The 24,240-nt window shown below is 58.5% G+C and carries 31 protein-coding genes and 2 pseudogenes; 19 read left to right on the top strand and 14 right to left on the bottom strand.

Annotation, left to right across the window (positions count from 1 at the left end; all coding sequences use genetic code 11):
• Window positions 1-55 precede the first annotated feature (55 nt).
• From PQV96_RS08610 to PQV96_RS08675, 14 genes and pseudogenes are all read left to right on the top strand, one after another.
• The gene (locus PQV96_RS08610) at window positions 56-298 is read left to right on the top strand and encodes a hypothetical protein (protein WP_273625009.1); all 243 of its coding nucleotides are present in this window, start codon (window positions 56-58) and stop codon (window positions 296-298) included.
• Window positions 299-301: 3 nt separating this feature from the next.
• Window positions 302-634 (top strand): GPW/gp25 family protein, encoded by a 333-nt coding sequence (locus tag PQV96_RS08615; RefSeq protein WP_273625010.1) that lies wholly within the window; start codon window positions 302-304, stop codon window positions 632-634.
• Window positions 631-1,515: a baseplate assembly protein gene (locus tag PQV96_RS08620; RefSeq protein ID WP_420482191.1), complete on the top strand. Its 885-nt coding sequence runs from the start codon at window positions 631-633 to the stop codon at window positions 1,513-1,515. Before PQV96_RS08615 ends, PQV96_RS08620 begins: the two co-directional genes overlap by 4 nt.
• Entirely contained in the window at window positions 1,508-2,131 is a 624-nt protein-coding gene (locus PQV96_RS08625) for a phage tail protein I (RefSeq protein ID WP_273625011.1), read from the top strand. Before PQV96_RS08620 ends, PQV96_RS08625 begins: the two co-directional genes overlap by 8 nt.
• On the top strand, window positions 2,128-3,402 hold the full coding sequence (locus PQV96_RS08630; RefSeq protein WP_273625012.1) for a phage tail protein: 1,275 nt from the start codon (window positions 2,128-2,130) through the stop codon (window positions 3,400-3,402). The genes PQV96_RS08625 and PQV96_RS08630 overlap by 4 nt, the downstream gene beginning before the upstream one ends.
• Before the next feature lie 2 nt (window positions 3,403-3,404).
• On the top strand, window positions 3,405-4,004 hold the full coding sequence (locus PQV96_RS08635; protein WP_273625013.1) for a hypothetical protein: 600 nt from the start codon (window positions 3,405-3,407) through the stop codon (window positions 4,002-4,004).
• 76 nt (window positions 4,005-4,080) lie between these two features.
• The gene (locus PQV96_RS08640; protein WP_273625014.1) at window positions 4,081-5,241 is read left to right on the top strand and encodes a phage tail sheath family protein; all 1,161 of its coding nucleotides are present in this window, start codon (window positions 4,081-4,083) and stop codon (window positions 5,239-5,241) included.
• A 12-nt stretch (window positions 5,242-5,253) separates the two neighbouring features.
• Window positions 5,254-5,757 (top strand): phage major tail tube protein, encoded by a 504-nt coding sequence (locus PQV96_RS08645; RefSeq protein WP_273625015.1) that lies wholly within the window; start codon window positions 5,254-5,256, stop codon window positions 5,755-5,757.
• Between the two features lie 52 nt (window positions 5,758-5,809).
• Window positions 5,810-6,133: a phage tail assembly protein gene (locus PQV96_RS08650; protein ID WP_273625016.1), complete on the top strand. Its 324-nt coding sequence runs from the start codon at window positions 5,810-5,812 to the stop codon at window positions 6,131-6,133.
• Between the two features lie 175 nt (window positions 6,134-6,308).
• Window positions 6,309-7,322: an IS481 family transposase gene (locus tag PQV96_RS08655; RefSeq protein ID WP_273625017.1), complete on the top strand. Its 1,014-nt coding sequence runs from the start codon at window positions 6,309-6,311 to the stop codon at window positions 7,320-7,322.
• The gene (locus tag PQV96_RS08660) at window positions 7,255-7,824 is read left to right on the top strand and encodes a sugar 3,4-ketoisomerase (protein ID WP_273625018.1); all 570 of its coding nucleotides are present in this window, start codon (window positions 7,255-7,257) and stop codon (window positions 7,822-7,824) included. Before PQV96_RS08655 ends, PQV96_RS08660 begins: the two co-directional genes overlap by 68 nt.
• The gene (locus PQV96_RS08665; protein ID WP_273625019.1) at window positions 7,824-8,225 is read left to right on the top strand and encodes a GtrA family protein; all 402 of its coding nucleotides are present in this window, start codon (window positions 7,824-7,826) and stop codon (window positions 8,223-8,225) included. The genes PQV96_RS08660 and PQV96_RS08665 overlap by 1 nt, the downstream gene beginning before the upstream one ends.
• 167 nt (window positions 8,226-8,392) lie before the next feature.
• Window positions 8,393-9,070, top strand: a pseudogene (locus PQV96_RS08670) (IS4 family transposase); the annotation flags it as partial.
• Between the two features lie 144 nt (window positions 9,071-9,214).
• Window positions 9,215-11,398, top strand: a complete 2,184-nt coding sequence (locus PQV96_RS08675; RefSeq protein ID WP_273625020.1) for a glycosyltransferase family protein — start codon at window positions 9,215-9,217, stop codon at window positions 11,396-11,398.
• On the opposite strand, the gene PQV96_RS08680 is transcribed toward PQV96_RS08675, so the two are convergent.
• Window positions 11,395-11,640, bottom strand: coding sequence for a helix-turn-helix transcriptional regulator (locus PQV96_RS08680; protein ID WP_273625021.1), 246 nt, complete (start codon window positions 11,638-11,640; stop codon window positions 11,395-11,397). The genes PQV96_RS08675 and PQV96_RS08680 overlap by 4 nt on opposite strands.
• A 560-nt stretch (window positions 11,641-12,200) precedes the next feature.
• Between PQV96_RS08680 and PQV96_RS08685 the strand changes: the two genes are divergently transcribed.
• A complete protein-coding gene (locus tag PQV96_RS08685) occupies window positions 12,201-12,467 on the top strand; it encodes a helix-turn-helix domain-containing protein (RefSeq protein ID WP_250127360.1) in 267 nt (88 codons plus the stop codon).
• A complete protein-coding gene (locus PQV96_RS08690; protein WP_273625022.1) occupies window positions 12,464-13,771 on the top strand; it encodes a HipA domain-containing protein in 1,308 nt (435 codons plus the stop codon). The genes PQV96_RS08685 and PQV96_RS08690 overlap by 4 nt, the downstream gene beginning before the upstream one ends.
• Before the next feature lie 46 nt (window positions 13,772-13,817).
• Here the strand turns inward: PQV96_RS08690 and PQV96_RS08695 are convergent, their stop codons facing one another.
• Entirely contained in the window at window positions 13,818-14,036 is a 219-nt protein-coding gene (locus PQV96_RS08695) for a helix-turn-helix transcriptional regulator (RefSeq protein ID WP_273625023.1), read from the bottom strand.
• Window positions 14,037-14,647: 611 nt separating this feature from the next.
• Between PQV96_RS08695 and PQV96_RS08700 the strand changes: the two genes are divergently transcribed.
• A complete protein-coding gene (locus tag PQV96_RS08700) occupies window positions 14,648-15,013 on the top strand; it encodes a hypothetical protein (RefSeq protein WP_066690589.1) in 366 nt (121 codons plus the stop codon).
• A 26-nt stretch (window positions 15,014-15,039) separates the two neighbouring features.
• Here the strand turns inward: PQV96_RS08700 and PQV96_RS08705 are convergent, their stop codons facing one another.
• The 10 genes and pseudogenes from PQV96_RS08705 to PQV96_RS08750 all read right to left on the bottom strand — a co-directional run bounded on the left by PQV96_RS08705 (window position 15,040) and on the right by PQV96_RS08750 (window position 22,173).
• The gene (locus PQV96_RS08705) at window positions 15,040-15,492 is read right to left on the bottom strand and encodes a hypothetical protein (protein WP_066690592.1); all 453 of its coding nucleotides are present in this window, start codon (window positions 15,490-15,492) and stop codon (window positions 15,040-15,042) included.
• Window positions 15,489-16,838, bottom strand: a pseudogene (locus PQV96_RS08710) (recombinase family protein). The gene PQV96_RS08705 and the pseudogene PQV96_RS08710 overlap by 4 nt, the downstream one beginning before the upstream one ends.
• The gene (locus PQV96_RS08715; protein WP_066690598.1) at window positions 16,835-17,296 is read right to left on the bottom strand and encodes a DUF2924 domain-containing protein; all 462 of its coding nucleotides are present in this window, start codon (window positions 17,294-17,296) and stop codon (window positions 16,835-16,837) included. Before PQV96_RS08715 ends, PQV96_RS08710 begins: the two are co-directional and overlap by 4 nt.
• Before the next feature lie 2 nt (window positions 17,297-17,298).
• Entirely contained in the window at window positions 17,299-17,547 is a 249-nt protein-coding gene (locus PQV96_RS08720; protein ID WP_142080957.1) for a hypothetical protein, read from the bottom strand.
• A gap of 61 nt (window positions 17,548-17,608) precedes the next feature.
• The gene (locus PQV96_RS08725) at window positions 17,609-18,037 is read right to left on the bottom strand and encodes a hypothetical protein (protein WP_066782978.1); all 429 of its coding nucleotides are present in this window, start codon (window positions 18,035-18,037) and stop codon (window positions 17,609-17,611) included.
• A 169-nt stretch (window positions 18,038-18,206) separates the two neighbouring features.
• Window positions 18,207-19,052 carry a hypothetical protein gene (locus PQV96_RS08730; RefSeq protein ID WP_207375337.1) on the bottom strand — a complete coding sequence of 282 codons (846 nt, stop codon included), beginning with the start codon at window positions 19,050-19,052 and terminating at the stop codon, window positions 18,207-18,209.
• Between the two features lie 38 nt (window positions 19,053-19,090).
• Window positions 19,091-19,360 (bottom strand): hypothetical protein, encoded by a 270-nt coding sequence (locus PQV96_RS08735; protein ID WP_198846291.1) that lies wholly within the window; start codon window positions 19,358-19,360, stop codon window positions 19,091-19,093.
• Complete coding sequence (locus PQV96_RS08740) at window positions 19,353-21,179, bottom strand: hypothetical protein (protein WP_273625024.1); 1,827 nt, start codon at window positions 21,177-21,179, stop codon at window positions 19,353-19,355. The genes PQV96_RS08735 and PQV96_RS08740 overlap by 8 nt, the downstream gene beginning before the upstream one ends.
• Window positions 21,179-21,457: a hypothetical protein gene (locus tag PQV96_RS08745; protein ID WP_066782979.1), complete on the bottom strand. Its 279-nt coding sequence runs from the start codon at window positions 21,455-21,457 to the stop codon at window positions 21,179-21,181. The genes PQV96_RS08740 and PQV96_RS08745 overlap by 1 nt, the downstream gene beginning before the upstream one ends.
• A 104-nt stretch (window positions 21,458-21,561) precedes the next feature.
• On the bottom strand, window positions 21,562-22,173 hold the full coding sequence (locus PQV96_RS08750; protein ID WP_066782981.1) for a hypothetical protein: 612 nt from the start codon (window positions 22,171-22,173) through the stop codon (window positions 21,562-21,564).
• 69 nt (window positions 22,174-22,242) lie between these two features.
• On the opposite strand from PQV96_RS08750, the gene PQV96_RS08755 reads away from it, so the two are divergent.
• Complete coding sequence (locus tag PQV96_RS08755) at window positions 22,243-22,494, top strand: type II toxin-antitoxin system ParD family antitoxin (protein WP_066695732.1); 252 nt, start codon at window positions 22,243-22,245, stop codon at window positions 22,492-22,494.
• Window positions 22,491-22,820, top strand: a complete 330-nt coding sequence (locus tag PQV96_RS08760; RefSeq protein WP_066695733.1) for a type II toxin-antitoxin system RelE/ParE family toxin — start codon at window positions 22,491-22,493, stop codon at window positions 22,818-22,820. The genes PQV96_RS08755 and PQV96_RS08760 overlap by 4 nt, the downstream gene beginning before the upstream one ends.
• A gap of 625 nt (window positions 22,821-23,445) precedes the next feature.
• On the opposite strand, the gene PQV96_RS08765 is transcribed toward PQV96_RS08760, so the two are convergent.
• A complete protein-coding gene (locus tag PQV96_RS08765; RefSeq protein ID WP_207375336.1) occupies window positions 23,446-23,934 on the bottom strand; it encodes a DUF3489 domain-containing protein in 489 nt (162 codons plus the stop codon).
• A gap of 8 nt (window positions 23,935-23,942) precedes the next feature.
• Window positions 23,943-24,146 carry a hypothetical protein gene (locus PQV96_RS08770; RefSeq protein WP_142080951.1) on the bottom strand — a complete coding sequence of 68 codons (204 nt, stop codon included), beginning with the start codon at window positions 24,144-24,146 and terminating at the stop codon, window positions 23,943-23,945.
• Between the last annotated feature and the right edge of the window lie 94 nt (window positions 24,147-24,240).

Below are 24,240 nucleotides of genomic sequence, written 5' to 3' on the forward strand. Positions count from 1 at the left end.
AAGCAAGCCCGTCCCCGTTCGCGCTGGACGGGCTTGTGCGTTTCAGGAGTCCCACATGGCCAAGATCGACACCAAGCCCACACCCACACTCACACCTATCCACCGCCCGGATGAGAAAAGTCCCTCAACGGTGACGTACCGAGACCTCGCGTTCAAGAGCCGCACCCTGGTGCTGGCCGATGGTCGCAGCTTTGCAGTAGTGCAGGGACGCATCCAGACCGGTGACACCGCCCTGATCGCCTTTCTGGAAAACCACCCGGAATTCCAGCGCGAGCCTGATTCGGCTGCCGGAGTTTGAACCATGGCCCTGATTGGCATGAGCCGTGATAGCGGCCAGGCGCTTTCTGGCATTGCCCACCTCAAGCAGTCCATCCGCGACATCCTGAGCACGCCTTTGGGGAGCCGGCGCATGCGCCCGGAGTACGGCAGTGAGATTCCCCGCTATGTGGACCTGCCCATCAACAAAGGCTGGATCTCGGCGGTGCAGGCTGAGGCCGCACGCGCCATCGGCCGGTGGGAGCCACGCATTCGCCTGTCGGCGGTGCGCATCACCGGCGTGGTCGATGGGCGGATTGATTTTGTGATTGAAGGACAGTACGAGGCCGCGCCATTGCTGCTGGAGGTGGCGCTGTGATCGACCTGTCGCAACTGCCCGCACCCGAAGTCGTCGAGCCACTGGATTTTGAGGGCATTTATCAGGACCTTTTGGCGACCTTCCGGGCATTGATGGGCGATGGATGGACGGCCTCGCTGGAATCTGACCCGGTCGTGAAATTGCTTGAGCTCTGTGCGTACCGCGAGGTGCAGCTGCGCGCGCGCATCAACGATGCCGCCCGCTCGGTACTGCTGGCCTATGCCGTGGGTGCGGATCTGGAACAACTGGCGGCCAATGTGAACGTCTCGCGTTTGCTGGTCAGCCCGGGTGACCCAGAGGCCTCTCCACCCGTCGATCCGGTCTATGAGAACGATGCCAGCCTGCGTGCCCGGGTGCAGCGCGCCTTCGAAGGGCTGTCGGTGGCCGGTCCCCGTGCCGCCTACGTCTTTCACGCACTGTCCGCTGATGGGCGCGTGGCCGATGCGTCGGCCGAAAGCCCGGCGCCCGCCGAGGTGGTGGTTACAGTGCTCTCGCGGGAAGGTGATGGTAGTGCTTCTGTGGATCTGTTGGACATAGTGAATGCCGCCTTGTCGAGCGAGGAGGTTCGGCCTGTGGCCGATCGTCTCACCGTGCAAGGCGCCCAGATCGTGCCTTACCAGGTCACAGCCACCCTGTGGCTTTATCCCGGACCGGAGGTTGAGCCCATCCTGGCTGCGGCATTGGCGCAACTGGAAACCTATGTCGGCACCCAGCGCCGGCTTGGGCGCGATATCCGGCGCTCCGCGCTCTTTGCCGCCTTGCATGTGGAGGGGGTGCAGCGGGTTGAACTGCTGCAGCCACCTGCCGATGTGGTGTTGACGAGCAGCCAGGCTGCGCACTGCACAGCGATCAATGTCTCTGCCGGAGGCTTTGATGAGTAGCGCCTTGCTGCCAGCCAATAGCACACCGCTGGAGCGGCATCTTGCAGAGGCTACCCACCGAACGATGCCAGTGCCCATCGCTGAAATGTGGCGACCCCAGTCGTGTCCGACCCACTTGCTGCCGTATCTCGCCTGGGCACGCTCCGTCGATCGTTGGGACCCGGCCTGGTCGGGAGCGGCCAAGCGCGGCGTCATTGCTTCAGCTTTTTATGTGCATCAGCACAAGGGCACCATCGGCGCGTTGCGCCGGGTAGTCGAGCCTCTGGGCTACCTGATTGAAATCGTTGAGTGGTGGGAGCGGGTTCCTGTCGGTCCGGCCGGCACCTTCAGCCTGAAGGTCGGCGTGCTCGACACCGGTATTAGCGATGCGATGTACCAGGAGCTTGAACGGCTGATCGATGACGCCAAGCCGCTCAGCCGACACCTGATTGGCCTGGCCATCAGCCTCGAAGCCCGGGGTATTTGCCCCATTCACGTGGCGGCCTACGAGGGCGACGAGATGGTTATCTACCCCTATACGCCGGAAGTGGTCGAGGTGGCTGGGCTGGTGTGCATCCAAGGCGCCGACCACACGATCGATCACCTGAATATCTATCCCTGGAGCTCATCGCTATGAGTCAAACCTACTTTGCCATCCTGACTGCGATTGGTGAGGCTAAGCTGGCCAATGCCACGGCGCTGGGCACGACGCTTCAACTGACCCAGATGGGCATCGGCGATGGCAATGGCAGCACGCCACTGCCCAACCGCAGCCAGACCGCCCTGGTTCGAGAAAACCGCCGTGCACCGCTGAACCGTCTATTTGTTGATCCAGCCAATGCCAGCCAGATCATCGCCGAGCAGGTCATTCCCGAGGAGATCGGAGGCTGGTGGATTCGCGAGATCGGCCTGTACGACACCGATGGCAACCTGTGCGCAGTGGCCAACTGCCCGGATACCTACAAGCCTGTGCTGGCGGAAGGTTCAGGGCGCACGCAGGTGATCCGCATGGTGCTGATCGTGAGCAACACGGCGGCTGTTCAACTGAAAATCGATCCGGCGATCGTGCTGGCCACGCGCGGATATGTGGATGACGAGTTCAGCAAGCACCTTGCGGCGCTTGATCCGCATCCGGTGTATCTGACCAGCGCAGAGGGGGATGCCAAGATTGCGGCAGCTTTGGTCAGCCCGGTGTTGAGTGGCAACCCGACGGCACCCACCGCGCCGCAGTTCGACAACGACACATCGATCGCTACAACGGCTTTTGTGCAAAGAGCCTTGGGCAACTTATCAGGCCAAGTCACTTACAGTGCTGCGAAGACCTTGACCGCAGCGGATGCGGGTAAGTCGATCACGCTGACTGGAACGGGTTACACCGTAACCATTCCGCTCAGCAGCCAGGTGGAAGCCGGTTGCCTCCTTTGGTTCCTTAATCACGGCACAGGAAACATCACTATCTCCCGCCAAGGCAGCGATGTGATTCAAGCAGGGAATACCAGCGTCACGAGTTTTACGCTCGGTGCTGGCGACACCTTGGTGCTTGCAGCCGGTCAAGCTGGTAGTTGGACTGTGCGTGGTGGGTCAGCACACCTTAGCCACTCGCCGCTGTTTGGCGTTGCTAAAAATGCCAGTGGTTATCAAAAGCTGCCTGGCGGACTGATTTTGCAATGGGGGCAAGGCTTATTTGACGCCCAGCCTGGGAACGTCAAGACGCCCAGTCTTCCTATCGCTTATCCAACGGCACATTTATTTGCGGTTGCTACCAATGCATCAAGCACTGGCGCTGGGGGCGTTCCTACCCCGCCATCAGTTGGGGCATTAGCACTCAATCTTAACCAGGTACAAATTCAACAACACTCCAATGTTGCGCACGGAACCTACTTTCACTGGTTATCCATAGGATATTGATCATGCGTTTCAGCCAAAAAACTGGATGTTTTTATCCAGAGGACATTTTTTACGCCGAGCTTCCGGATGACCTGATCGATGTGTCGCAATCGGAGTTTGCGCAGGCAATGGGACGCGGCCCAGATGACCGACTGCAGGTTGTTGATGGTCGAATTGTGGTCGTTCCAGGTGCCCCGCCAGATTCTGCAAAGATTTTGAGCCGAACACGAAGCGAAGTGCTGAGCCGTATTGAAGCCTATGCCAAAACCAAACGGGCACAACTGGCTGAGACCGCTGACGAAATCGAGATCGCAGCCTGGGGGAATAAATTGCGGATCGCGCAAGCCATACAGGAACAGCGTGCTTCGGCCGCTGATGTACTGGCGTTTGAAACCGAGATTGCTGCCAGAGGGCTTGGCGAAACGATGGAGAAATTTTGCGCGAAGGTCTTTCGCCGCGCTGGAATGTTTGCCCGCGCAGTTGGACTGATAGACGGCATGAAGAAAAACATGCAGCTATTGGTCGGTCAAGCGCAAACCCCAGACGAGCTCCTGCAGCTTGCTGAAAGGTTTCAGCACGATTTTGATATTGGCCTCCAAGAGATGAACTTCAGCAGCAGCTGACGTTGCCACTCTTCATTACTCATTTCCCCTGTCCGGCCCACCCCAGCGGTGGGCTTTTTACTTTCCGGAGAACACGATGCCCACTTCCTTCTTCCACGGTGTGACCGTCACCCTGATCGATACCGGTCCGCGCCCCATTGCCATTCCGTCCTCGTCGATCATCGGCCTGGTCGATACCTTCACGCCTGCCGAGGGGTTGGCCGAACTCAACAAACCCATCCTGCTGACCTCTTACCGTGAGGCGGTGAAGCAGTTCGGTGCTGGCAGCGCTTTGGCCAAGTCGGCACGCGGCATCTACGCCCAGTCTTCGGCCGTGGTGGTGGCCATCGGCGTGCCTCTGGTCGCTGATGCAGCTGCTCTCACCAGCGCCATCATCGGTGGCATCACGGTCGACGGTCAGCGCACCGGCATGCAGGCGCTGCTCGATGGCAAGTCCGTCCATAACGCGCAACCTCGCCTGATCGTCTGCCCGGGGCACTCGGCCACCCAGGCCGTGGCCAGTGCCATGGATGGCTTGGCGGCCAAGCTCAAGGCCATTGCCATCGTCGATGGCCCCAACACCGATGACGAATCGGCCATTGCCTACTTCAACAACTTTGGCAGCAAGCGCGTCTTTGCGGTTGACCCTTGGCTCAAGGTCTGGGACACCGAGACCGGTGCAGCCAGTACCGTACCAGTGTCCCCGTATGCCGCAGGCCTCTTTGCCCGGACCGATCGTGAGTACGGATTCTGGGCATCCCCCTCCAACAAGGAGTTCGTCGAGGTTATCGGTACCGCACGCCCGATCGAGTTCTTGGATGGCGACGAGACCTGCCGCGCCAACCTGCTCAACGCCGCCAACATCACCACCGTCATCCGCGATGGTGGCTACCGCCTGTGGGGTAACCGCACACGCTCAGCCGACGCCAAGTGGGCTTTCGTGACCCGGGTGCGCACGGTCGACATCGTCATGGACGCCATCCTGTATGGCCACAAATGGGCGGTGGACCGATCCATTACCAAGACCTACGTCAAAGATGTGACCGAAGGCCTGCAGGCTTTCATGCGTGATCTGAAAGCGCAGGGCGCCATCATCAATTTCGAGGTCTATCCCGACCCCGAACTCAACACCGCGAGCCAGCTTGAGCAAGGCCGCGTGTACTGGAACATCCGCTTTACCGACGTGCCTCCCGCAGAAAACCCCACCTTCCGGGTCGAGGTCACAAACCAGTGGATTACCGAAGTTCTCGACATTTAAGGAGCCCGCACCGTGATCCCGCAAACCCTCTACAACCTCAACCTCTTTATCGACGGCGTGAATTTCGCCGGCATCGCCACCCAGGTCACGCCGCCCAAACTCAAGATCAAGGCCGAAGACTACCGGGGTGGCGGCATGGACGCCCCGATCAAGATGGATCTGGGCCTCGAAGCTCTGGAAGCCAACTTCGCGCTATCGGGCATCTCCATTGACGCGCTGCGTTTCTTTGGCCTGGCCGACCAGAGTGCCTTCAACGGCGTCTTCCGTGGCGCCTTTCGCACCCACAAGGGTGAGGTGCAGTCCTGCGTCGTGACCCTTCGCGGCATGTTGACCGAAATCGACATGGGTGACTGGAAGCCCTCGGACAAGGCCGAAACCAAATTCAGCCTGGCCTGCAGCTACTACAAGCTCGAGCTCGATGGCCTGCTGATCTATGAGATCGACCCGATTGCCTCGGTGCGTATCGTGGATGGCCGCGATCAACTGGCCGACATCCGTGCCGCCCTGGGCCTGTAACCCGCCTGCAACCCACTCCCCATCACGCCATCACACCACCGGAGACCTACTCATGGATCAACTGAGCATCAAACTGCAGCACCCGACCGAATTCGACGGCATTCGCCGCGACACGCTGACCCTGCGCGCGCCGCTGGTGCGCGACATGCGCCTGGCCTCGCGCCAGGCCTCCACAGACGCTGAAGAGCGTGAGCTGATCCTGTTCGGGATTCTGGCGGGCGTGGCACCCAAGGACCTGGAGGGCATGCGCTTTTCCGACTACAAGCGGCTGCAAGACAGCTACTTTCGCCTGGTGTCCGCTCGCCCGGATGACCGCGCCCCTGCTGAGCCTGCTGATGAAGCGACTAGCGCGGGAAGTGCACTTCCCGCCCTCTGAAATTGATGCCCTGGACCTCAGGGATGCCCTGTGGTGGCTGGAGGACTGAATGAAACGCGATATTGTGTCGCATCCCGGACGATTGCATAGACTCTAAACGCTATCCACTCTTCATAGCCCGAGCTGTTTTGGAGGAGTTGATAGAGTCCTTGCAATCTATCCAGGGAGTGAAGCCATGTTGATAGCCCTGCACAAGAACGCCCGCACCACGCCCGCCGTGCGCGCCGAGATCGCAGCCAGCAATGAACCAGCCAGCGTCCTAGCCCAGCGCTTTGGGATCACTGAGCAGACGGTCTACAAATGGAAGAAGCGCTCCGTCTTTGCAGACCGCTCGCACACGGCCCATCGCCTGCAAACCGTGCTCACGCCAGCACAAGAAACCGTGGTGGTCCACTTGCGGCGCACCTTGCTGCTGCCTCTGGATGACCTGCTGGCAGTCACGCGGGAGTTCATCTGCCCCAATGTCTCACGCTCGGGTCTGGACCGATGCCTGCGCCGCCATGGAGCGGGCAACCTCAACGCCCTCAAGCCCCGGGAACCTGCGGTAGCGCACAAGGCCTTCAAAAGCTACGAGCCAGGCTACGTGCACATGGACGTGAAGTACCTGCCCCAGATGCAGGACGAATCGCAACGGCGCTACCTGTTCGTGGCCATCGACAGGGCCACGCGCTGGGTGTTCGTGCAGTTCAAGGCCAACAAGACAGCGGCCAGTGCCAGGGCCTTTCTCAAAGCACTTCACAAGGCCTGCCCAATCAGGATCAACAAGCTGTTGACCGACAACGGCAAGGAGTTCACAGACCGACTGTTTGCCAGCCGGGAGCGCGAACCCAGTGGCCACCATGAGTTCGACCAACTGTGCCAGGAGCTGGGCATAGAGCACCGGCTGACCAAGCCCAGGACACCGAGAACCAACGGCATGGTGGAGCGGTTCAATGGCCGCATAGCGGACGTCCTGAAGACCCACCGGTTCAACAGCCGCGAAGACATGGAGCAGACCCTGCTGCGCTATGTGGCCCTGTACAACCACCAGTTGCCGCAGTCAGCGCTCAAGAGCAGTACGCCGATGCAGGCGATGAAAGAGTGGTATCAGACACACCCGCATCTGTTTCACAAGCGACCATATGATCGTCCGGGATGCGACAGCTATTGTGACCGGATCACCCGCAAGAATAACTGGTTATGTCAATAGCGGTAATTCCAGCCTCAATGGAAGCAGCGCCCAGGTTCAAGCACCAGAATCCTCAACTGAGAAAGTCATAAAGCTTGGGGTTGGGGGCGTAACTCTGCATAGAATGAAGCATGTTCAAGACATGAGAGGTGATTTGTCTGTAGGCGAGTTTCCCAACGATATTCCCTTTGAGCCAAAGCGCTATTTTCTCGTCTTCAATGTCCCGAGCGAGAAGACGCGCGGTGAGCATGCGCACCATCAATGCCATCAATATCTGATTTGCGTTAAGGGAAGCTGCGCGGTGGTGGTTGACGACGGCAAATCCCGCTGTGAAGTGCTACTGGAGTCACCGGACATGGGGCTTTATCTCCCGCCCCTGACATGGGGAATCCAGTACAAGTATTCCAGCGATGCAGTTCTTCTGGTGTTTACCTCGGACTATTACGACCCGGATGACTATATCCGGAATTATTCGGAGTTTGTTGATATTGCACAGCGTAAAACGTGTAGGTTAATGCCGTGATGACTGGGCCGAGATCGCGGCGCTGGCTGCGCTTTATCTTTGGTGGTGCTATCAATACGGGCTTCACGTATCTCGTCTATCTTGGCATGAATCTCCTTATAAGCTATCAGGTTGCCTATCTCGTTGCTTATGCAACAGGGGTTATCTTTTCGTACTGGTTTAATGCACGGGTTGTTTTTCGTGTCCCGATTTCTTGGCGAGGATTATTTTCGTACCCCATTGTTTATTTAGTACAGTACTTTTTTTCTGCTCTATTACTTAGTGGGTTTGTTGAGATTTTTGATGTGAGAGAGATGTTCGCGCCGATTTTTGTTGCCTTCTTGATGATTCCTCTTACCTACTTAATGAGTAAGTATGTTCTCACGAAGGAGGAGCGGCGGCCGAATGAGGCGAAAGCATGAATGAGAAGATATTGGGCGTCACTACTGTCCGGTTAAATATACCAGCGGGTCTGTGAGGCCGTTGCTGGGCTTGGGTTAGAGGGCGATTTTGTTTGGTGCCGATTTGAACGACAAACAGCCAAAACTGAGTAACTTTGCGGGATTGCAACCAATCCCGGAGGGTTCCCATGAACATTGGCAAGACGCTGTTTGCGCAGGTCATGGAGTTCATTCCTTGGACAAGCTTTTCGCGTATTGTCGATCGCTACCGGGGCAACGCCGGGGCACGAACGCTCTCGGCAGCCGAGCACTTTCGGGTGATGGCCTTTGCGCAACTGACTTGGCGCGAGTCGCTTCGCGATATCGAAGCAAGCCTTGGTGCCAACCCGAGCAAACTCTACGGCATGGGGTTTCGGGCTGCGGTCAGGCGCACAACGCTTGCGGATGCCAACGAGCGCAGGGATTGGAAGATCTGGGCCGATCTGGCTGCGGTGCTGATTCGCAAAGCGCGCAAGATCTACGCGAGCGAGGAGCTCGGGCTCGATCTTCAGAACACCGTGTATGCCTTGGATTCGAGCACCATCGATTTGTGCATGAGCCTGTTTCCTTGGGCGCTGTTTCGTTCCACCAAGTCGTCTGTAAAGGTCCACACCCTTTTGGATCTGCGGGGCCAAATCCCAGCGTTTATCTATGTCTCCGACGGCAAGACCCACGACACCAAGGTGCTCGATATGCTGGTCTTCGAGCCTGGCGCCTTTTACGTCATGGATCGAGGCTACCTGGATTTTCAAAGGCTGTATCGCCTGCATCAGGCCGGAGCATTCTTTGTCACACGGGCCAAGTCCTCGCTTCACGCTCGCCGCGTCTGCTTGCGCTTGATTCCATATTCCGCATCGGTAAAACTCATCTGGCTCATACCGCACACCCCGTGAAAAAGAATATGAACATCAGACAACTTCAACCTCGAATCGTTGCATCATGAGCAGACTTAATCAGAGTTTTCTTAGCATATGAGATTTTACTCCAAACAAAAAATTTGGAGCCTTTTTATTGGCTTCATCCAATCACCACGCCCTCCCCTTCAGCAGCCGACAGCTAAATTTATAGAAACATGGGCTGCATTGATATTTGTAATGGCCTTGACCATTTTAACTTTTTGGGGCCATCTAAGAGGGGTCAAAACATTTCCGTGGGATTTTTTGGGTGGATATCATTTTCAAAGCTACGCATGGTATTCCCATGGTAATTTCTTGTCGCCCCCCAATTGGTTTCCTTGGGGTGATATGGGGTTTCCGGCAGCACTTGCTATTCAAAGCGGCGCGTGGTATCTCCCTATATCTTTATTGGATTTGCTTGGTATACCTTATTCTATAGAGTGGGCGACTCGAATTCAGGTGCTTCATGTCGGCTTCGCTTCTTTCGGCATGTACTTGCTTTTAAGGGCCATCGGATTTAATTATCTTTTGGCTATTTTAGGTATGGTGGGCCTGTTTTTTTCATCCGGATTTTATTCGAATCAACAGCATGTCGATATAATCAGAGGGTACGCCTTAATTCCTTGGTTAATGTGGTCTTTGCATCCAAATAAATTATTGAATAGTTCTTTTGGGCCCTTGGTGGCTTCAATTTTATTGTGGCAGTTTTTTGTCGCCTCATATCCCGGGGTGATAGTTTCTACTGCCTATGCTTTGAGCGTATATTCTCTTGTCAACTGTTCGCAGATTATCGAGCGTCGCATTGTAATACATTACCTCTTGGCTTGCGTCACCGTGAGCTTAATAGCCATATTGTTGTCCTCGTTGAAATGGGTTCCTTTTTTTTCATACTTGGATCTTTATAATCTTTCTTCAGGAGATTTGAGTGGAAGAGCACCATTCTCATCGCATCATCTTCTGACACTTTTATATCCTTATGACGTAGAATTTTTGTCATCTGACGTAACAATGAGAAGTCTTTATTTGCCTTTCGCAATCTTGGCTGGGGTTTTATTTGTTGTTAAAGGTACGGTGCGAGTACTTCATGGAGTTCTTCTGATTTTTTGTACATTATTTTTTGGAGCATTTGTCAGTTCATTAACTTGGTTAAGCGAGATATTACCTGGTTATCGAATCAGTCGATTTCCATTATCGGATTGGAGGCCTTTTCTTCATGTTGGTATCATCATACTTGGCTGTGAAGGCTGGAAGAGTTTATTTGAGGGTGATAAGTTATCGACTTTGAGACCCAGGTTTGTATGGGCATTTATTTTATTCGCTTTGGTGGCTTGGGTCGCAAAGGACATTGGCTATAACAACCTTGTTGCCTTAAAGCCAGTATTATGGTTGCTTTTTATTTGTGTATTTGTAGTCGGTTGCCAAAAATTACAGCAGCATGGTTTTTTTGTAATTCCCAAAAAACCAATCGTGCTAAATTCAATAATCTTTTGTTTGATAATTTTGGCTGCAATTCAGGGTTTTTTATTTAATAACGACCAAGATAGGCCTTGGAAAATTGAGTGGAGCGAAAATATAAGTCGGCAGTTGTTTGGTGTGGAAAAGATTTCTATGCCTAGTCCTGCGCCGTTGAGTGTTAGGCCAGAGAGGGTTGTTGTTGGTGTGGGGATAGAGGAAATCCTGAAATTTAGAAATCACCCCTTATATAATAGATGTTGGTATGAAGGAGCTTATTGCTTATTTGGATATAATAACTTGAGGCTTTCAATCCCTCACAAAGCCTTGGAGAACTCCTTGCGTTCTGATTCTGGAAATTATGAATTATTGCGCTTCATAACTTCGCCGCAAAAATTGTTGATATTTCCGAAAGATCAAGATATCACGATCAATGATAAATTTTCAAATGATGGCGAATATATTCGAAAAGAGTTGGGTGTTTTGGTAAAGCCAGTATCATATGCTTCGGAAAAAATTGTTTATCAAGTAAAAACACCTCAAGAAATTCGTGTATTAGAGAACGAAATTTGGTGGAGAGGTTGGACTGTTAAGTTATGCGATGAGGAGGGGGGATGTAGGGTCTCATATCCTTCAACGCCTACGAGCAATTATCTTCGCTCATGGAGTGTTCCAGAAGGTGATTGGCTTGTTGTTTTAGAGTTCGAGCCGAGCGGTGTTTTCGTGTCACAGTTATTGTTCTTATTTGGTGTTTTACTCGTTTCGTTCTGGTCGGTGGCAAAAATTATTAAAAATAAACGTGCTTAGTTTAGGTGGACGGAATTTTTAATTTTTTTCTCCGGACGTCTTGTGTGTTTGCGGAACTCGGCGGTTGACGACACGAGACACTCGTTTTCATAGGCTTCGATATCACACAGGCGGTAGATAACTTTGCCAGGCAGCCGGATGTATTGTGGTCCGGTGCCGAGGACGCGCCACCGCTCCAGCGTTTTGGGTGACAGGCCCCAGCGTTCGGCGAGTTGTAGTTGATCGAAGTGGGTGGTGGTCATGCTGAACTCCTTGTGGTGATCGGGAGTCCATGAACGCTCTGTTTCCGCAAGTCCTGCGGATGGTCTGGGATGCCTTGGCTGTACATGGATGCTTTGGCCCCGGTTGGAAAGGCTAAAGATTGGTATCCAGTCTCGACCTTCGAAAAGTGATCGAACCAAGCGGGTTTTGAGGTAGGATGCGGCCCGGTCGAATCTTTCGCATCAGCTCGCAAGAGTATGCGCAGCCTGTTTTGCGTACATTCATGCTACTGTCGGTGGCGGGCGAGTGTCCCACCTTCGTTCCGCATTAGCCCCAACCTGTACGCATCCTTCCTCATTTGCCCTCATCTCTCCTCACGGTCGTTTCTAACCTGTTGATTCGTAATAGCAGGAAAGCCCGTAGTGACTGATGCGCTTGTAGACTTTTGACGAGTCAACAATGGGTTTGCATTAAGAATCCTCACATTCATACGGATTTTGAGCAGGCAAGAGGGAGTGGACGGAAAATCCTCACGATCGGATGGATTAGTTGCCAAGCGCGCCTGCCTAGTGCAGAATCCTCACAAACGTGAGGACTTATCGTGAAAATACCTATCGACAATGCAGCAGCCATCGGCAAGGTAGTACGCGCCAGCCGCAAGGCACAGAAGATCCGCCAGGACGATGCAGCGGGCAGCATCGGCGTCAGCGAGAATTTTCTGGGCAAGATCGAACGCGGCAGTGAGTCAGTGCAGTGGGGTAAGCTCTTTCAAGTGCTCGAAGGGCTGGGCATTCGGGTCATGGTGGACGTGCCCGAGAGCGTTGCCAACCACTTGAACGAACCCGCGACCACCAGGGATAAGCCATGAGTGGTCGCTCCTTGCGCGCATCGATCAACCAGATGGAGGTCGGCACCTTGCAAGAAGTGGCTGGCCTATGGAGTTTTCAATATGGAGCAGGCTGGCTTGGCAACCCAAGAGGCTTCGCGCTCAGCCCGCATCTGCCACTGACGGCAGAATCCTTGCTGGACGGCGCAAGCAAGCGCCCCGTGCAATGGTATTTCGACAACCTTCTGCCAGAAGAAGGCCAACGTATCCTGCTGGCCGGAGACGCCAAGCTGGATGCGGCAGATGCTTTTGGCTTGTTGGCCTGGTACGGTGCGGAATCCGCAGGGTCAGTGACCTTGCTGCCGCCCGAGGCAGCACCGCAAATGGCAGAGCCATTGCGCCCGTTGCCCGACGATGCACTGGAGGCCCGCATTCGGCAGCTGCCCAAGGCACCGCTGACGCATGCGGCCATCAAGCGCATGTCGCTGGCAGGCGCCCAGCACAAGTTGGCGGTCGTTCTGCAGGATGACGCGCTGTTTGAACCCGCTGGCGCCACACCCTCTACCCATATTCTGAAGCCGGATCACCCGGACGAGGACTACCCGCATTCCGTGATCAACGAATGGTTCGTGATGCGGCTGGCCAAACGACTGGGGCTGGATGTGCCTGAAGTGCACCGTCGCTATGTGCCATCACCGGTGTACCTGATTGATCGCTTTGACCGGATTCCAGACGGCCAAGGCTGGCAACGCCGCCACGTGATTGATGCCTGCCAGTTACTCGGGCTGGATCGAAGCTTCAAATACAGCCAGGGCAGTATGGAGAGTCTGGCGGCGCTGGCCAACGCCTGTCGCAGCCCGGCGGTCGCACGCGCTCGTCTCTTTGGCTGGTTGGTGTTCAATGTGCTCGTCGGCAACAGCGATGCCCATCTGAAAAACCTGAGCTTTCTGGTCTCGCATGAGGGCGTTCAGTTGGCACCGTTTTACGACCTGCTCAGCGTCGCCACATATGACTCCGTCGCCTTCGACAAAAAAGGATGGCCCACACAAACCCAGCTGGCATGGCCGATTCTGGGTGTGCGGCACTTCTCGGATATCAACCATGGTCTGCTCTTGGAGGCGGGTGCGTCGTTGAATCTGGCCAAAGGCACTGCCCAGCGACTGCTTGAAAACCTGCGCAGCCGCGCTGTGCAGGAAGCGGAAGCGCTGTATGCCGAGGTCGAAGCTGAGAACGCCCAGATCGCGAGCGCCCGCCCCGAGCTGTCTGCCACGATGGCAGGTGAATCCCGTTGCCTCAGGGCCATTTTGCACACCGTCCTCAAAGAGATGGCTAAACAGATAGCCTGAGGCCTCGGACATGGGTTCGATTACAGGTTTGGAAATTGAAATGGCATCAGATCGCAGACAACGTCGTGTGCTTTCGGAACTCGGCAGTCGATGACACCAGGCATTCGTTTTCGAAAGCTTCGATGTCGCACAAACGGTAGATGACCTTGCCAGGCAGCCGGATGTACTTTGGCCCGGTGCCGATGACGCGCCAGCGCTCCAGCGTCTTGGGTGATAGCCCCCAGCGCTCGGCGAGTTGCAGTTGATCGAAGTGGGTGGTAGCCATGGTGAACTCCTTGTGGTGAATGGGAGCCCATGAACGCTCTGTTTCGGGAAGATAGCAAGTCCTGCGGGTGGTCTGGGGGGCCTTGGCTGTACAGGGATGCTGTGGCCCCGGTTGGACAAGAGTAAGACTGGTAACCAATCTCGACCCTCGAAAAGTGATCGAACCAAGCGGGTTTTGAGTTAGGATCCGACGCGGTCAAACCTTTCGCATCGGTACGCAAGAGTAGGCGCAGCCTGTTTTGCGTACATTCATACTACTGTCGGTGGCGGGCGAGTGTCCCACCACCATACACAAGGGCTCGGACAATCTCCGGGCCCTTTTTCTTGCCTGAAGGCCCCGCGCCACGCGGGGTTCCGGCCATTTGTGCTGCGGGTGGACATCAGCCGAAACGCCCGAAATCGGCCACTTTCTCGGCCAGTGCCGTCTCTGTTCTCCGTTTGGCCTGCGGGTAGGCGCAGATGATGGCCTAGCAAAATCAACACCTTACGCGCGCCAGTTCATCGTCAACCATGACCACCGGTCAGGCATCGAACACAGTCAGAGCATCTCCCGCAGCACCCCCAGCCGGTGGTCAGCGAGTGAATCGGACCCTTGAAGCGAAAATGTCGACGATGACCAACAAGACGAAAATCGCCGCCGATCTGCAGTCTGCGTTGTCTGGGCAGAGCCCACTGAGCATCGATCTGTATGTGGAAGTTCTGGCCGAGTACGAGGACGAACTCAAAGCCTCGCTGGACAAGGACGCCGATGACGCCCTGCTGTGTATGCTGGCCGACGACGGTGACGTGGCGATGATGGTCATCGACTGGGATGGCAGCATCTACCGGAATGAAAACGCGTTGAAAAAGCTGCAGGCCATGTGGCGGCACAGCTTTGAGATCAATGTGCAGACCCTCCTGCCCATCCTCAGTGACCACATCAGCCAGAAAAACCTGGGGGTGGCAGGTATCAAGTGGCTGCCCGCATCCAGCGATTGAAGCGGGCTGACGAACGGCGGTCCTGGTTACGAATCGAAGGCGGCCACCGCCTCCCGCTGCGCCACCCAGTCGGTTGGCAGCGGATTCCGCTGGAACCACAGCAGGCTCATGCATTTGGGCTGCTGCCCGGCCAGGATGCTCTGGATGATGGCGGGCTCCAGCAAGGTCAGACGCAGCAGTTCGTTCACCGTCGAGTGGTGCAGGCTTTCGCGTTGGGCGATTTCGCTGCCGCTGCCGACCACGCCTTCGTCCAACAGTTGCTGCCAGTAGAAGGCCCGCGTCAGTGCCACCAGCAAGGGCTGGTCGATCTGGGTCGCCACTTTCCCCGGTGTCTCGACTTGCCCATCGGGCCGCACCACCACCTTGCTGGCACCGCGTTTCCGGATCTTCAGCGGGATGAATGTTGAGAGCTTGACCCGTCCGCCATCCCGGCGTTCGCGAGCGACTGGCGTGCCGGTGGCACTGACCTTGAGTTTCATGCCAACTCCTCCATCTGCTCCCATTCTTGCAATTCTGCGCCTATGGTGCCGGGCACCAACTCGCCGGCTAGTTCCTGCCAGCCCTGATCGCGCCAGATGATTTCCAGCCCGCCATCGGCAATTACCGCACGCTCGATCAGCAACTGCGCCAGTCGGCATTGTTCGGCGGGGAAAAGCTGCTGCCACATCGCAGCCAGATTGCGCATCGGCAGCACCACTTGGGGTTCGGTCAGATCAGGCCGAATCTGCTGCATCCGATCCCACACCGACTGCACGACGTGCGGGGCTGACAGCGCTGCTACGATTTGCTGGGTTACCAATTCCTCAATGGGCGCCGCTGGCAGAGGTCCGTGGCTGCTGGCTCACGCGCCGAAGCGCCGGTGTTTGACGGGTGTGTAGTACCGATATGTCTTGCCCTTCTTGACCGTGTAGCTGGGCACCAACCGTTCGCCGTCGGGCGTGAACAGCAAGCCGCGCAGCAATACCGGGTCACGCTGGCGGTCGTTGGTCTCGCGCCGCCGCTCGATGCCATCGGTGGCGATCAGGGTGTGCACAGCATCCCACTGCGTCTGGGTGATGATGGCCTGATGCTGACCCGGAAAAGCCTGCCCCTTGTGCACGATGTCTCCCAGGTACATCCGGTTGTGCAGCATCTTGTAGATGGTCTGCTTCGTGAAAGACTTGCCACCCTTGGTGACCACGCCTTCCGCGTCGTAGGCCTTCACCATCAGTGTGGCCGAGCGCATCGTCACGAAGTCGTCGAAGATGTGGCGCACCAGCGCAGCCTCGGTTTCATTGATAACCAGCAATCGGTCGCGCACGTCGTACCCCAGTGGCAGCGGCCCGCCCATCCACATCCCCTTGGCCTTGCTGGCCGCGATCTTGTCGCGGATGCGTTCCCCCGTCACCTCGCGTTCGAACTGGGCAAACGACAGCAGCACGTTGAGCATCAGCCGCCCCATCGAGGTGGCCGAGTTGATCTGCTGCGTGACGGCGCTGAAGCTGACTCGATGGCGGTCGAACACATCGACCATACGCGCAAAATCGGCCAGCGAGCGTGACAGCCGGTCGATCTTGTAAACCACCATGATGTCGACCTTGCCCATCTGGATGTCGGCCATCAAGCGCTTCAAGGCAGGCCGATCCATGTTCCCGCCGGAGAAACCGCCATCTTCGTAATCATCGGCCACGGCGATCCAGCCCTCGTGGCTCTGGCTCTTGATGAATGCGTGCCCGGCTTCCTTCTGGGCATCGATGGAATTGAAGGACTGGTCCAGCCTTTCGTCGCTGGAGACGCGGCAGTACACCGCGCAGCGTTTCGGTGGCACGAGCAACGGCGCGTTCATTGAGCTTCCCCCTTGGCGCCCCGCAGACCAAAGAACTTCGGCCCGTTCCAGTGCGTGCCGGTGATGTGGCGGGCCGCCGCCGACAGGCTCTTGAACACCTGGCCATCCAGGGCATACAGACCATCTGGCGTGACCGTCACGCGGTACTCGCGCTCGTTCCATTCCCGAATCAGCGTGGTGCCGGGCATCAGCAGGGTCTGCGCGCTGCGCCCGGCGGCTGACTTGATCTTGGAATGCTTGGCGCCAGCCTCGACCAGCATCTTGCGCACGTTGGTGGGCAATGCGCCGTAGGACAGTTCCTGAATACGGTACGCCAATCGGGATTCGACGTAGTTGCGGTTGCGATGGCTGGGCCGCCGAGGGAAGTGCTGGTCCCACAGCGCCCAGAGCTCGGCCATGGGCAGGGAGGGCAGCGAGGCCAGCTGCGCAGCGATGGTGTGTTGCTGTTCGGCGGCCATCCTCAGTCCTCCCAGATTGCGGTGCCACCTAGCGTGATCCATAGGCGGGCATCGTCAGCGGTTGCCATTTCGCGGGTTGCCACGCCACTGGCGCGGTGGGTGCCGGATTTGCCGGTGAACCAGTAGGCTTGGCCATCGTGCTGTACGCGGTAGGGCCCGAGGTGATCGAAATCGGCCTCGATGGTCATCACGCCGCGCGGGCGCTGGTTGGTGTCGGTAACCTGTACGCGCAGGGTTTGGTGGGTGCTCATTGCTTTCTCCGAGAGGGGTTTGCGGACCTCCATGAACGCGCTGTGGCGACCAGAAGCCAAGTCAAACCGCGCTCTGTTCAACGTCATCGACCTGACCTGTCGCTACATCGAAACGCCCGCCCAGCAGGGTCTTCGCACGCCCGGTGCGTTTGTCCTTGACACCCAGGATGTAGACCTCGCCGTTCCAGACCCCGCAGGCCACGTCGGTGTCTTCAGAGTCGGCGGGCAGCAACCAGCCGGTGATGCCCTCGGGCAGATGCAGCAGGTCCTCCGGCGCGTGGATCGGCCAGCGCATCGACTCCTGATGTCGGTCGGCAAACTGCAGAATCTCTGGCGGTGTGCCGGGGAAGTTTTCTTGGCTGAGGATCGGAATCCAGGCCAACAGCTGCCCGCTGGCGAGCCAGCACTGCACGCGCTGCGCGACCTCCGGGTCGTAGTGGGCCAGTGGCTGGCCGGGGATGGTGTCGTTGTTGTTGATCGTGGTGGTCATTTCATTTCCTTGAAGGCTGGTAACCCGGCGCATCGCCGGGTGGTAACCGAGGTGGTAACTGGTAACCCCGTTTCGGGGCCTGTCACTGGCGAGGCAGCGCGCTCGCGCCCCCCGTATTGCTTGATGGCGAGGAAGGACCCAATTCGCCTGTGGGCAGGTGGCGTGACGATCAAGCCGCTGGCATTTCTGCCGCCAGTGCATCGCCAGCGGCTTCGATCAACGCTCGAGGAATCTCAACCGGGAAGCGACTTTCGTCGTGGTGGTAGTTGATCTGGCGCCGGGCTGCCGAGGCGCGAGCCAATGCGTTCATCACCGGCATCAGCTGTTCGTGCAGCTCGATTTCGGCCATTGCCGCACGGCAGTGGATGAAGTGGTCCCGCGCCTTGCGCACGGCATCGGGCAGGCTAGCCAGTTGAACTTGAATCGCATCACGCTGGCGCTCAAGCTCGGCCTGCGATGCCCGGGTAATGCGCAGCTCCACCTCCAGCTTGGTCAAGGTTTCAGGCACCACGAATTCCGCTTCGGTATCCAGCAGCGCCCGAGATGCCGACTTCGTTTCGACAGCAATGCGCGCGTCGAGGTCCTCCAGCCGCTTGGCGATCTTGCCCAGTTGGCCATCAACCGTCTGCGCTTCAGCGGTGAGCGCCTTGCGTTGTGCCATCAGATCGTCAAGCTGCTTGCGGGCCACTGCGAAGCGCTCGGGGGTGGCCAGGACCTGCTGCAGCGGACGCAGTTGGCTCTCCAGGTTGGACACCTTCGACTTGAGCCTTTCCATCCGCTGATTGGCCTCGCACAGGATGGGCCAGTGGGCTTTGGCGGCCGGTGGCGTGTTCATCGACAGAGAGCCAGCGGCATCACGCAGCCGGTTTTGCTTCTCGCGTGCCGCAGCGTGCTCGGCTTCCGCCTCCGCCAATTCAGCCTTGAGAGGCGCGAGTTCCAAGTTGAGCGCGTCGTGCTCAGACTTGATCTTGTCGAGGTAGGGGTTGGACTTCTTGCTGAACGGGTTCAGTTTCATGGTGGTGGTCTCCGGGTTTGATCAGGGATGGACGGGGGTCAAGCGGGATACAGGGCGTCGCCGGGCCGTGCGACGGTGCTGACCCACAGGCCTGGGCCGACCTGTTTCTTGATGCCGACGGGCGCGCCGGGGCGGCGGGGATGGCTGGTGGCCTGCCAACCCTGGTGGGAGTTGGTTTGCCCGGTCATCGCCGCAATCGCGGCAGCCAGCGGGGACAGCTGCGTTTCGGCAGAGGTGGATGGGCTGGTGGTCTGCGGCGTGATGCTGAGAACCTTGGCCCAGATGGGATGCAAGTTGGGATTACTCACGGTGAGCTCCATATCGAGTGCCACCCTCGATGCCGGGTGGCGTGGCAGGATTGGTTTGGGAACGGGTCTGGGCAATGCGCCAGCGCGCCCCCTCCCGGCTGTGGCCGAGGTGGGTGATGTCGATGCCCTTGGCGCGGTAGGCCGGGGCGATGCGGCGCAACTGATCCGACAGGCCCTTAGGTGAGCGCGGCCAACTGCTGCGGTCGGGGATGCTGTGGGTGTTCAGCAGGTCGTAGAGCTGGCCTGCGGTGCCTTGCCAGTTGATGGGCAGCACGCGCTCGGCGAGGTACTTGTCCAGGGCTTGCGCGACGGCGTTGCTTTCCAAGGCCCGGTCGATGCCCGCGCGCACGAGCTCGGCGTACTGCTGCTGGAATTCACCCGGGGCAAAGCCCAGGGCGCGGGCTACTGCCTCGCCCAGGCGCTCGTAATCGGCCATGCGCTGTTTCTGGGTCAGCTTGACCGTCGGAAGGATGGCCAGCGCCGCCGAGAACAGATCCAGCAGACCCGCGAAGACCTTGGGTTGATCACGTTCCCAGCCCGCGTGGGTATCTGCATCGTCACGCCGGGCATCTGCGGGGATGGTCGGCAGATCGACGTGAATGACCCGGTCGATCAAGTCGGGGCGCGTGGCGACCACGGCGATGCCGTTGAGCACCACCGGTCGTTTAGTCTCCATGACATGCTCTTCGCCGTTGGTGTAGAGCTGGCGCGAGGCAAAGCCGCCGCCGGTGGCCAGGGTGCAAAAGGCATCCTGTTGCTCGGGCGTGAGGCCGGACAGGTTCTCGTAGCTGACCAGCCAGTTGTTGGCTGCGGCGACGAACACGTCCTCCACCGTCTTGGGCCGCCCCCGCAGCATCACCTTGTTGGGATCGACCAGGCTGCGCAGCACGGACTGCGTGGTCGACTTGGCCGAGCCTTGCTCGCCCACCAGCTCCAGCGCCGGGAAAGGGGTGTCCGGACGGAAGCAGTCCAGCAGCCACGCCAGCACCATCACGCGGCTGTGCGTCGGGACGTTGGTGTGCTGCCAGAGCAACCCGACATCGCCATGGGTCATCCTTGTCGGCACAGGCATCGGCAGCGAGCGCATCGAAGGCGTGCGGGTGAAATACACCGGCGACTCGTTCACCACCCGCCAGCCCTGGGGTGTGACGTGGATGGCCTGCCACTGCTCATCGGCCAGATCGATCAGGTAGCCATCGTCGCAACGGGCGGCGCGGACGTGGACTTCAATCTCATCGCCATCGTTGATGCCTGCAGCGGCGAGCGTGGCCAGGGCCGATTTCATCGTGGTCTCCGGCACGCCCATTTCCTTGGCACGCCAGTACGCGGCCCGCAGCCATTCCTCGAAGCCTGAGGAATACACCCGCCACACTTCGCGCCGAGTGGGCATCGGAATCACGGCGACCGCATTGCGGTCGGCATCGTGGTGCAACTGGCACTGCGCCCGGGCCAGGGCGACCAGTTCATCGAGCGCGCTGGCGTCGTCGTCGCTGCCGGGCAGTTCGTCTCGCACCAGTTTGTCGAGCACCGTCACCGAGCAATCGCGGTTGGTCTTCTTGGCGGCGTGGCGCAAACGCAAGTAGCTGGGCAGGTCCGTGGCCTTGAGGATCGCGAAGGCGCGCACCACGTCTTCCTCGGCCAACACGCCCACGTCATCGACCAGACGGACCAGCGCCGCCTCGATCACACCAACGGGATCGGTGTCAGGTGTCGGTGCCAGAGTTGCCGCAGCATCCACCTCGACCGTGTGATGGTCGTGATGGTGGTGATGGTCGTTCTCTACTGCTCCGTCCGGGGAAGGGATGGACGCGCTCACCATCACCCCCGTTCCGCCAGTTCGGAGGTGCGCTCAATGCGGCGGCTGTTGGCCTCCAGCCAAGCCAGCACATCGGCCTTGCGATAGCGGACGGTACGTCCGATCTTGGTGAGGATGGGGCCGCCGCCGTGGGTGGCAGACCACTCCAGCCAGCCGACGGTGTAGCCCATGCCAGCGGCGGCTGTTTTACGGTCGAGCAAGGCCTCGACGGGCGCTTGCCAGAATTCAGCACGCAGATCAGCAGTGCTGGCAATGTGTGATGTTCGGGCCCGTTTGGGCATGGCGGCATTCCTTCGGGTTCATTTGGAATGCCGCCATCGTGGTTCGCCTCGAACTTGGCGAACAGGAAGTTCAGAAAGGTTTTCTGAACTTCAAAAATCCATCGTCAGGTCCGGTGCCGATTGATCTCCGGCCCGAACAGCTTGAGCGCCTCGCCCAGCTTCTTGTTGAAGGACAGCAGGCCGCGCGTGTCACTGGGCATCAGCTCTTCGGCCGCCTGGATGACGGCCTCGCTGATGGCAGAGGCGTTTGGGCGGTTGCCCACTTGGTATTTGCTGGCGGACTTGGCCAAAAGATGCGCCATGAGCGCGATGGCCTTCAGGCTGTTCATCTCGGCTGCCTCGCTGCCATCAGGCAGAACGGCTTGGCGGGCCTCGTCAAACAGGAAGGCTGGGCGATCCTCGAACGGCAGTTGCTCGAACCACCGGCGCAGGCTGGCCTTGTCGATCACCAGACGATCCTTCTCTAGCAACTCGTCGATGGGAGCGCCCTTGAACACTTGGCCACGCGCGGTGAGGATACCCAGGTCTTCATATTCGAGGTGCTCCGTGCGCAGGGCTGTGACCAGCGCGGCCCGCTTGGCGCTCATGCACTGGGTCTCGAAATTCAGACTGGCGAGCTCGGCAGGCTCCACGCCGCACCACAGGGCAATCGCGTCATCAATGCGGATGTGGTCGGCCAGGTCCCAGTAGCGCAGGCAGTTGTTTGGGTTGGGCATGGATGCCTTTTTTCGGTATGGTGGAATTTTCGTCTTGCCAAATTTTGCCAAAGAACCTACGCTTGCGCCATGAGCACGATGAACATCTCTCTCCCCGACACCCTGAAGTCCTTCGTGGATGAACAGGTCAGCCAGCGCGGCTACGGCACGAGCAGCGAGTACGTGCGCGAGTTGATCCGCAAGGATCAAGACCGCCTGCAACTGCGCAACCTGCTGCTGGCCGGAGCAGCCTCGGCCCCGGCGGCCCATGCCGATGCCAGCTACTTCGAAGACCTGCGGGATCGGGTGCGCAAGGCCGGCAAGCCCGCTGCCAAGGCGTGAAGGCCAAGCCAGTCATCCCGCGTGAGCAGGCCAACCGGGATGTTGACGAGGCCGTTACCTACTATCTGACTGAAGCAAATGAGGCCGTGGCGCTTGGCTTCATCGATGCGCTGGAGAAGGCCTACGGCCACATTGCCCGCCATCCGGCAACGGGTTCTCCCCGCTACGCACACGAACTCAACTTGCCCGGCCTGCGCGCCTGGCCGCTGACGCGCTACCCGTACATCATCTTCTACGTCGAGCGTCCCGATCACATCGACGTCTGGCGCGTACTTCACGGCCAGCGCGACATCCCGGCGTGGATGCAGGAGCCCGACGCAGTGTGATGGTCGGACCGCCGGGAGATATCTGCGCTTTCGCCTGTGTAAACAATAAGCGACGACCATCACAACCATCACCATCGTCACGAGCAGTCACCGATCCGTGATGGTTGTGACGGTAGTGATGGTCACCGCCTATTGTTATGGTCGGCGCACGCACATATGCCCCAGGCAAAAGGGGTCCTTCCTGGCGATATTCCAATACGGAGGGCGCAAGCGCAGCATTGCGCCACCGTCCGAACAGAAAATAAGGTTTGCAGGGTTTGCGGTTCGCACCCGGCGGTGCAGGACGGCGAGCCGACTGCCCGGTCAGCGCGGGCCTGTGCGTGAAGGCGGGGGAATGGGAAAGGTGCGAACCTCGGTGCGTACCGGGTTTGCAGGTTTGCACCCGGCCGCACGAAAACGGCCAGGGACGAAAACTCAATGCTGGCGCGGGTTTGCAGTCGATTCGTTGGCTGGATTGCAGAAATCGGCCCACGAGCCTTTGCGCAACGTCTGACGCATCGGACACAGGTTGTCATAACTTTCCGTGAGGCGCGCACACGCGCACGCGTGTAGAGAGTTACGTGGAACTGCGTCAGACCTTGGTATCGGCAAGGACCTCCAGAAACTGGACACCCTTGGCCGCCGATCAGACCACGCGATACACCCGCTCGCCGGATTTGTTGTGCGCCAGCACCACGTTCAGGCCAAGTTTCTTGCGCAGCATTCCGGAAATGGCTCCGCGCACGGAGTGGGGCTGCCAGCCGGTGGCCAGCATCAGTTGCAGGCTGGTCGCCCCCTGCGGGCGGCGCAGCGCCACCACCAGCGCGGCGAGTTTGGTGCCGGGGCGGATCAGGATGCCCTCCACAAGTTGGAGATCGCCGATGGTGTCCACCGGTTGGACGTCATCCGGCGGCACGGGCCGCTGTTGGCTGATGGCCGCATAGCCCGCGTCGGTCAGCACGTGGCCGTCGTCGGCAGGCTCAATCCAGCCGCGCTGGAGTAGTGCGGTCAGCACCTTGACCCGTGCGCCACCGCGCAGGGTGTCAGGCGGAATCACACGCCCATCGGCACGGCGGGCCGCAGTACGCAGTAGCAGGCTTTGCGCTGGGGAGAGTTTGAGCAGGGTCTCCATCATGGCCTCCGTCACTTGGCCTGGCCGTCAAAGATCGCCAGCAGGTCATCCAGCGCCTGATCCACCCGGCCAAGGTCACCGACGTGGCCCCAGTGGATGGCCTCCGGGTCGTGGCCGAAGTGATCGTCGGCCAATTGCTGCAGCCGGGCGAACTTGATGTGGATGTCTGCGGCGCGGGCGAGGTAGGCGTCGATGGCGGTGGTCTGGGTGTTCATGGTGGGCTCCGGGTTGATTGATGACGCCACCATTCACGCGCTGAACGATCAAGAAGCCAAGCGATAGGGGTAATAACCATCAAAAATGGGGTAA

Origin of the sequence: Acidovorax temperans (assembly GCF_028596105.1) — a bacterium.
Taxonomy (GTDB): domain Bacteria; phylum Pseudomonadota; class Gammaproteobacteria; order Burkholderiales; family Burkholderiaceae_C; genus Acidovorax; species Acidovorax temperans.

Bases quoted from the DNA above. Each gene is read 5' to 3' on its own strand.
- PQV96_RS08765 (WP_207375336.1), bottom strand. From the start codon at position 23,934: ATGATGGAGACCCTGCTCAAACTCTCCCCAGCGCAAAGCCTGCTACTG.
- PQV96_RS08635 (WP_273625013.1), top strand. From the start codon at position 3,405: ATGCGTTTCAGCCAAAAAACTGGATGTTTTTATCCAGAGGACATTTTT.
- PQV96_RS08640 (WP_273625014.1), top strand. From the start codon at position 4,081: ATGCCCACTTCCTTCTTCCACGGTGTGACCGTCACCCTGATCGATACC.
- PQV96_RS08730 (WP_207375337.1), bottom strand. From the start codon at position 19,052: ATGAAACTGAACCCGTTCAGCAAGAAGTCCAACCCCTACCTCGACAAG.
- PQV96_RS08675 (WP_273625020.1), top strand. From the start codon at position 9,215: ATGAGATTTTACTCCAAACAAAAAATTTGGAGCCTTTTTATTGGCTTC.
- PQV96_RS08725 (WP_066782978.1), bottom strand. From the start codon at position 18,037: ATGACCACCACGATCAACAACAACGACACCATCCCCGGCCAGCCACTG.
- PQV96_RS08695 (WP_273625023.1), bottom strand. From the start codon at position 14,036: ATGGCTACCACCCACTTCGATCAACTGCAACTCGCCGAGCGCTGGGGG.
- PQV96_RS08610 (WP_273625009.1), top strand. From the start codon at position 56: ATGGCCAAGATCGACACCAAGCCCACACCCACACTCACACCTATCCAC.
- PQV96_RS08630 (WP_273625012.1), top strand. From the start codon at position 2,128: ATGAGTCAAACCTACTTTGCCATCCTGACTGCGATTGGTGAGGCTAAG.
- PQV96_RS08750 (WP_066782981.1), bottom strand. From the start codon at position 22,173: ATGCCCAACCCAAACAACTGCCTGCGCTACTGGGACCTGGCCGACCAC.
- PQV96_RS08700 (WP_066690589.1), top strand. From the start codon at position 14,648: ATGACCAACAAGACGAAAATCGCCGCCGATCTGCAGTCTGCGTTGTCT.
- PQV96_RS08650 (WP_273625016.1), top strand. From the start codon at position 5,810: ATGGATCAACTGAGCATCAAACTGCAGCACCCGACCGAATTCGACGGC.
- PQV96_RS08690 (WP_273625022.1), top strand. From the start codon at position 12,464: ATGAGTGGTCGCTCCTTGCGCGCATCGATCAACCAGATGGAGGTCGGC.
- PQV96_RS08680 (WP_273625021.1), bottom strand. From the start codon at position 11,640: ATGACCACCACCCACTTCGATCAACTACAACTCGCCGAACGCTGGGGC.
- PQV96_RS08715 (WP_066690598.1), bottom strand. From the start codon at position 17,296: ATGGCCGCCGAACAGCAACACACCATCGCTGCGCAGCTGGCCTCGCTG.
- PQV96_RS08770 (WP_142080951.1), bottom strand. From the start codon at position 24,146: ATGAACACCCAGACCACCGCCATCGACGCCTACCTCGCCCGCGCCGCA.
- PQV96_RS08625 (WP_273625011.1), top strand. From the start codon at position 1,508: ATGAGTAGCGCCTTGCTGCCAGCCAATAGCACACCGCTGGAGCGGCAT.
- PQV96_RS08615 (WP_273625010.1), top strand. From the start codon at position 302: ATGGCCCTGATTGGCATGAGCCGTGATAGCGGCCAGGCGCTTTCTGGC.
- PQV96_RS08660 (WP_273625018.1), top strand. From the start codon at position 7,255: ATGATCGTCCGGGATGCGACAGCTATTGTGACCGGATCACCCGCAAGA.
- PQV96_RS08655 (WP_273625017.1), top strand. From the start codon at position 6,309: ATGTTGATAGCCCTGCACAAGAACGCCCGCACCACGCCCGCCGTGCGC.
- PQV96_RS08705 (WP_066690592.1), bottom strand. From the start codon at position 15,492: ATGAAACTCAAGGTCAGTGCCACCGGCACGCCAGTCGCTCGCGAACGC.
- PQV96_RS08740 (WP_273625024.1), bottom strand. From the start codon at position 21,179: ATGGTGAGCGCGTCCATCCCTTCCCCGGACGGAGCAGTAGAGAACGAC.
- PQV96_RS08745 (WP_066782979.1), bottom strand. From the start codon at position 21,457: ATGCCCAAACGGGCCCGAACATCACACATTGCCAGCACTGCTGATCTG.
- PQV96_RS08665 (WP_273625019.1), top strand. From the start codon at position 7,824: ATGACTGGGCCGAGATCGCGGCGCTGGCTGCGCTTTATCTTTGGTGGT.
- PQV96_RS08720 (WP_142080957.1), bottom strand. From the start codon at position 17,547: ATGAGCACCCACCAAACCCTGCGCGTACAGGTTACCGACACCAACCAG.
- PQV96_RS08755 (WP_066695732.1), top strand. From the start codon at position 22,243: ATGAGCACGATGAACATCTCTCTCCCCGACACCCTGAAGTCCTTCGTG.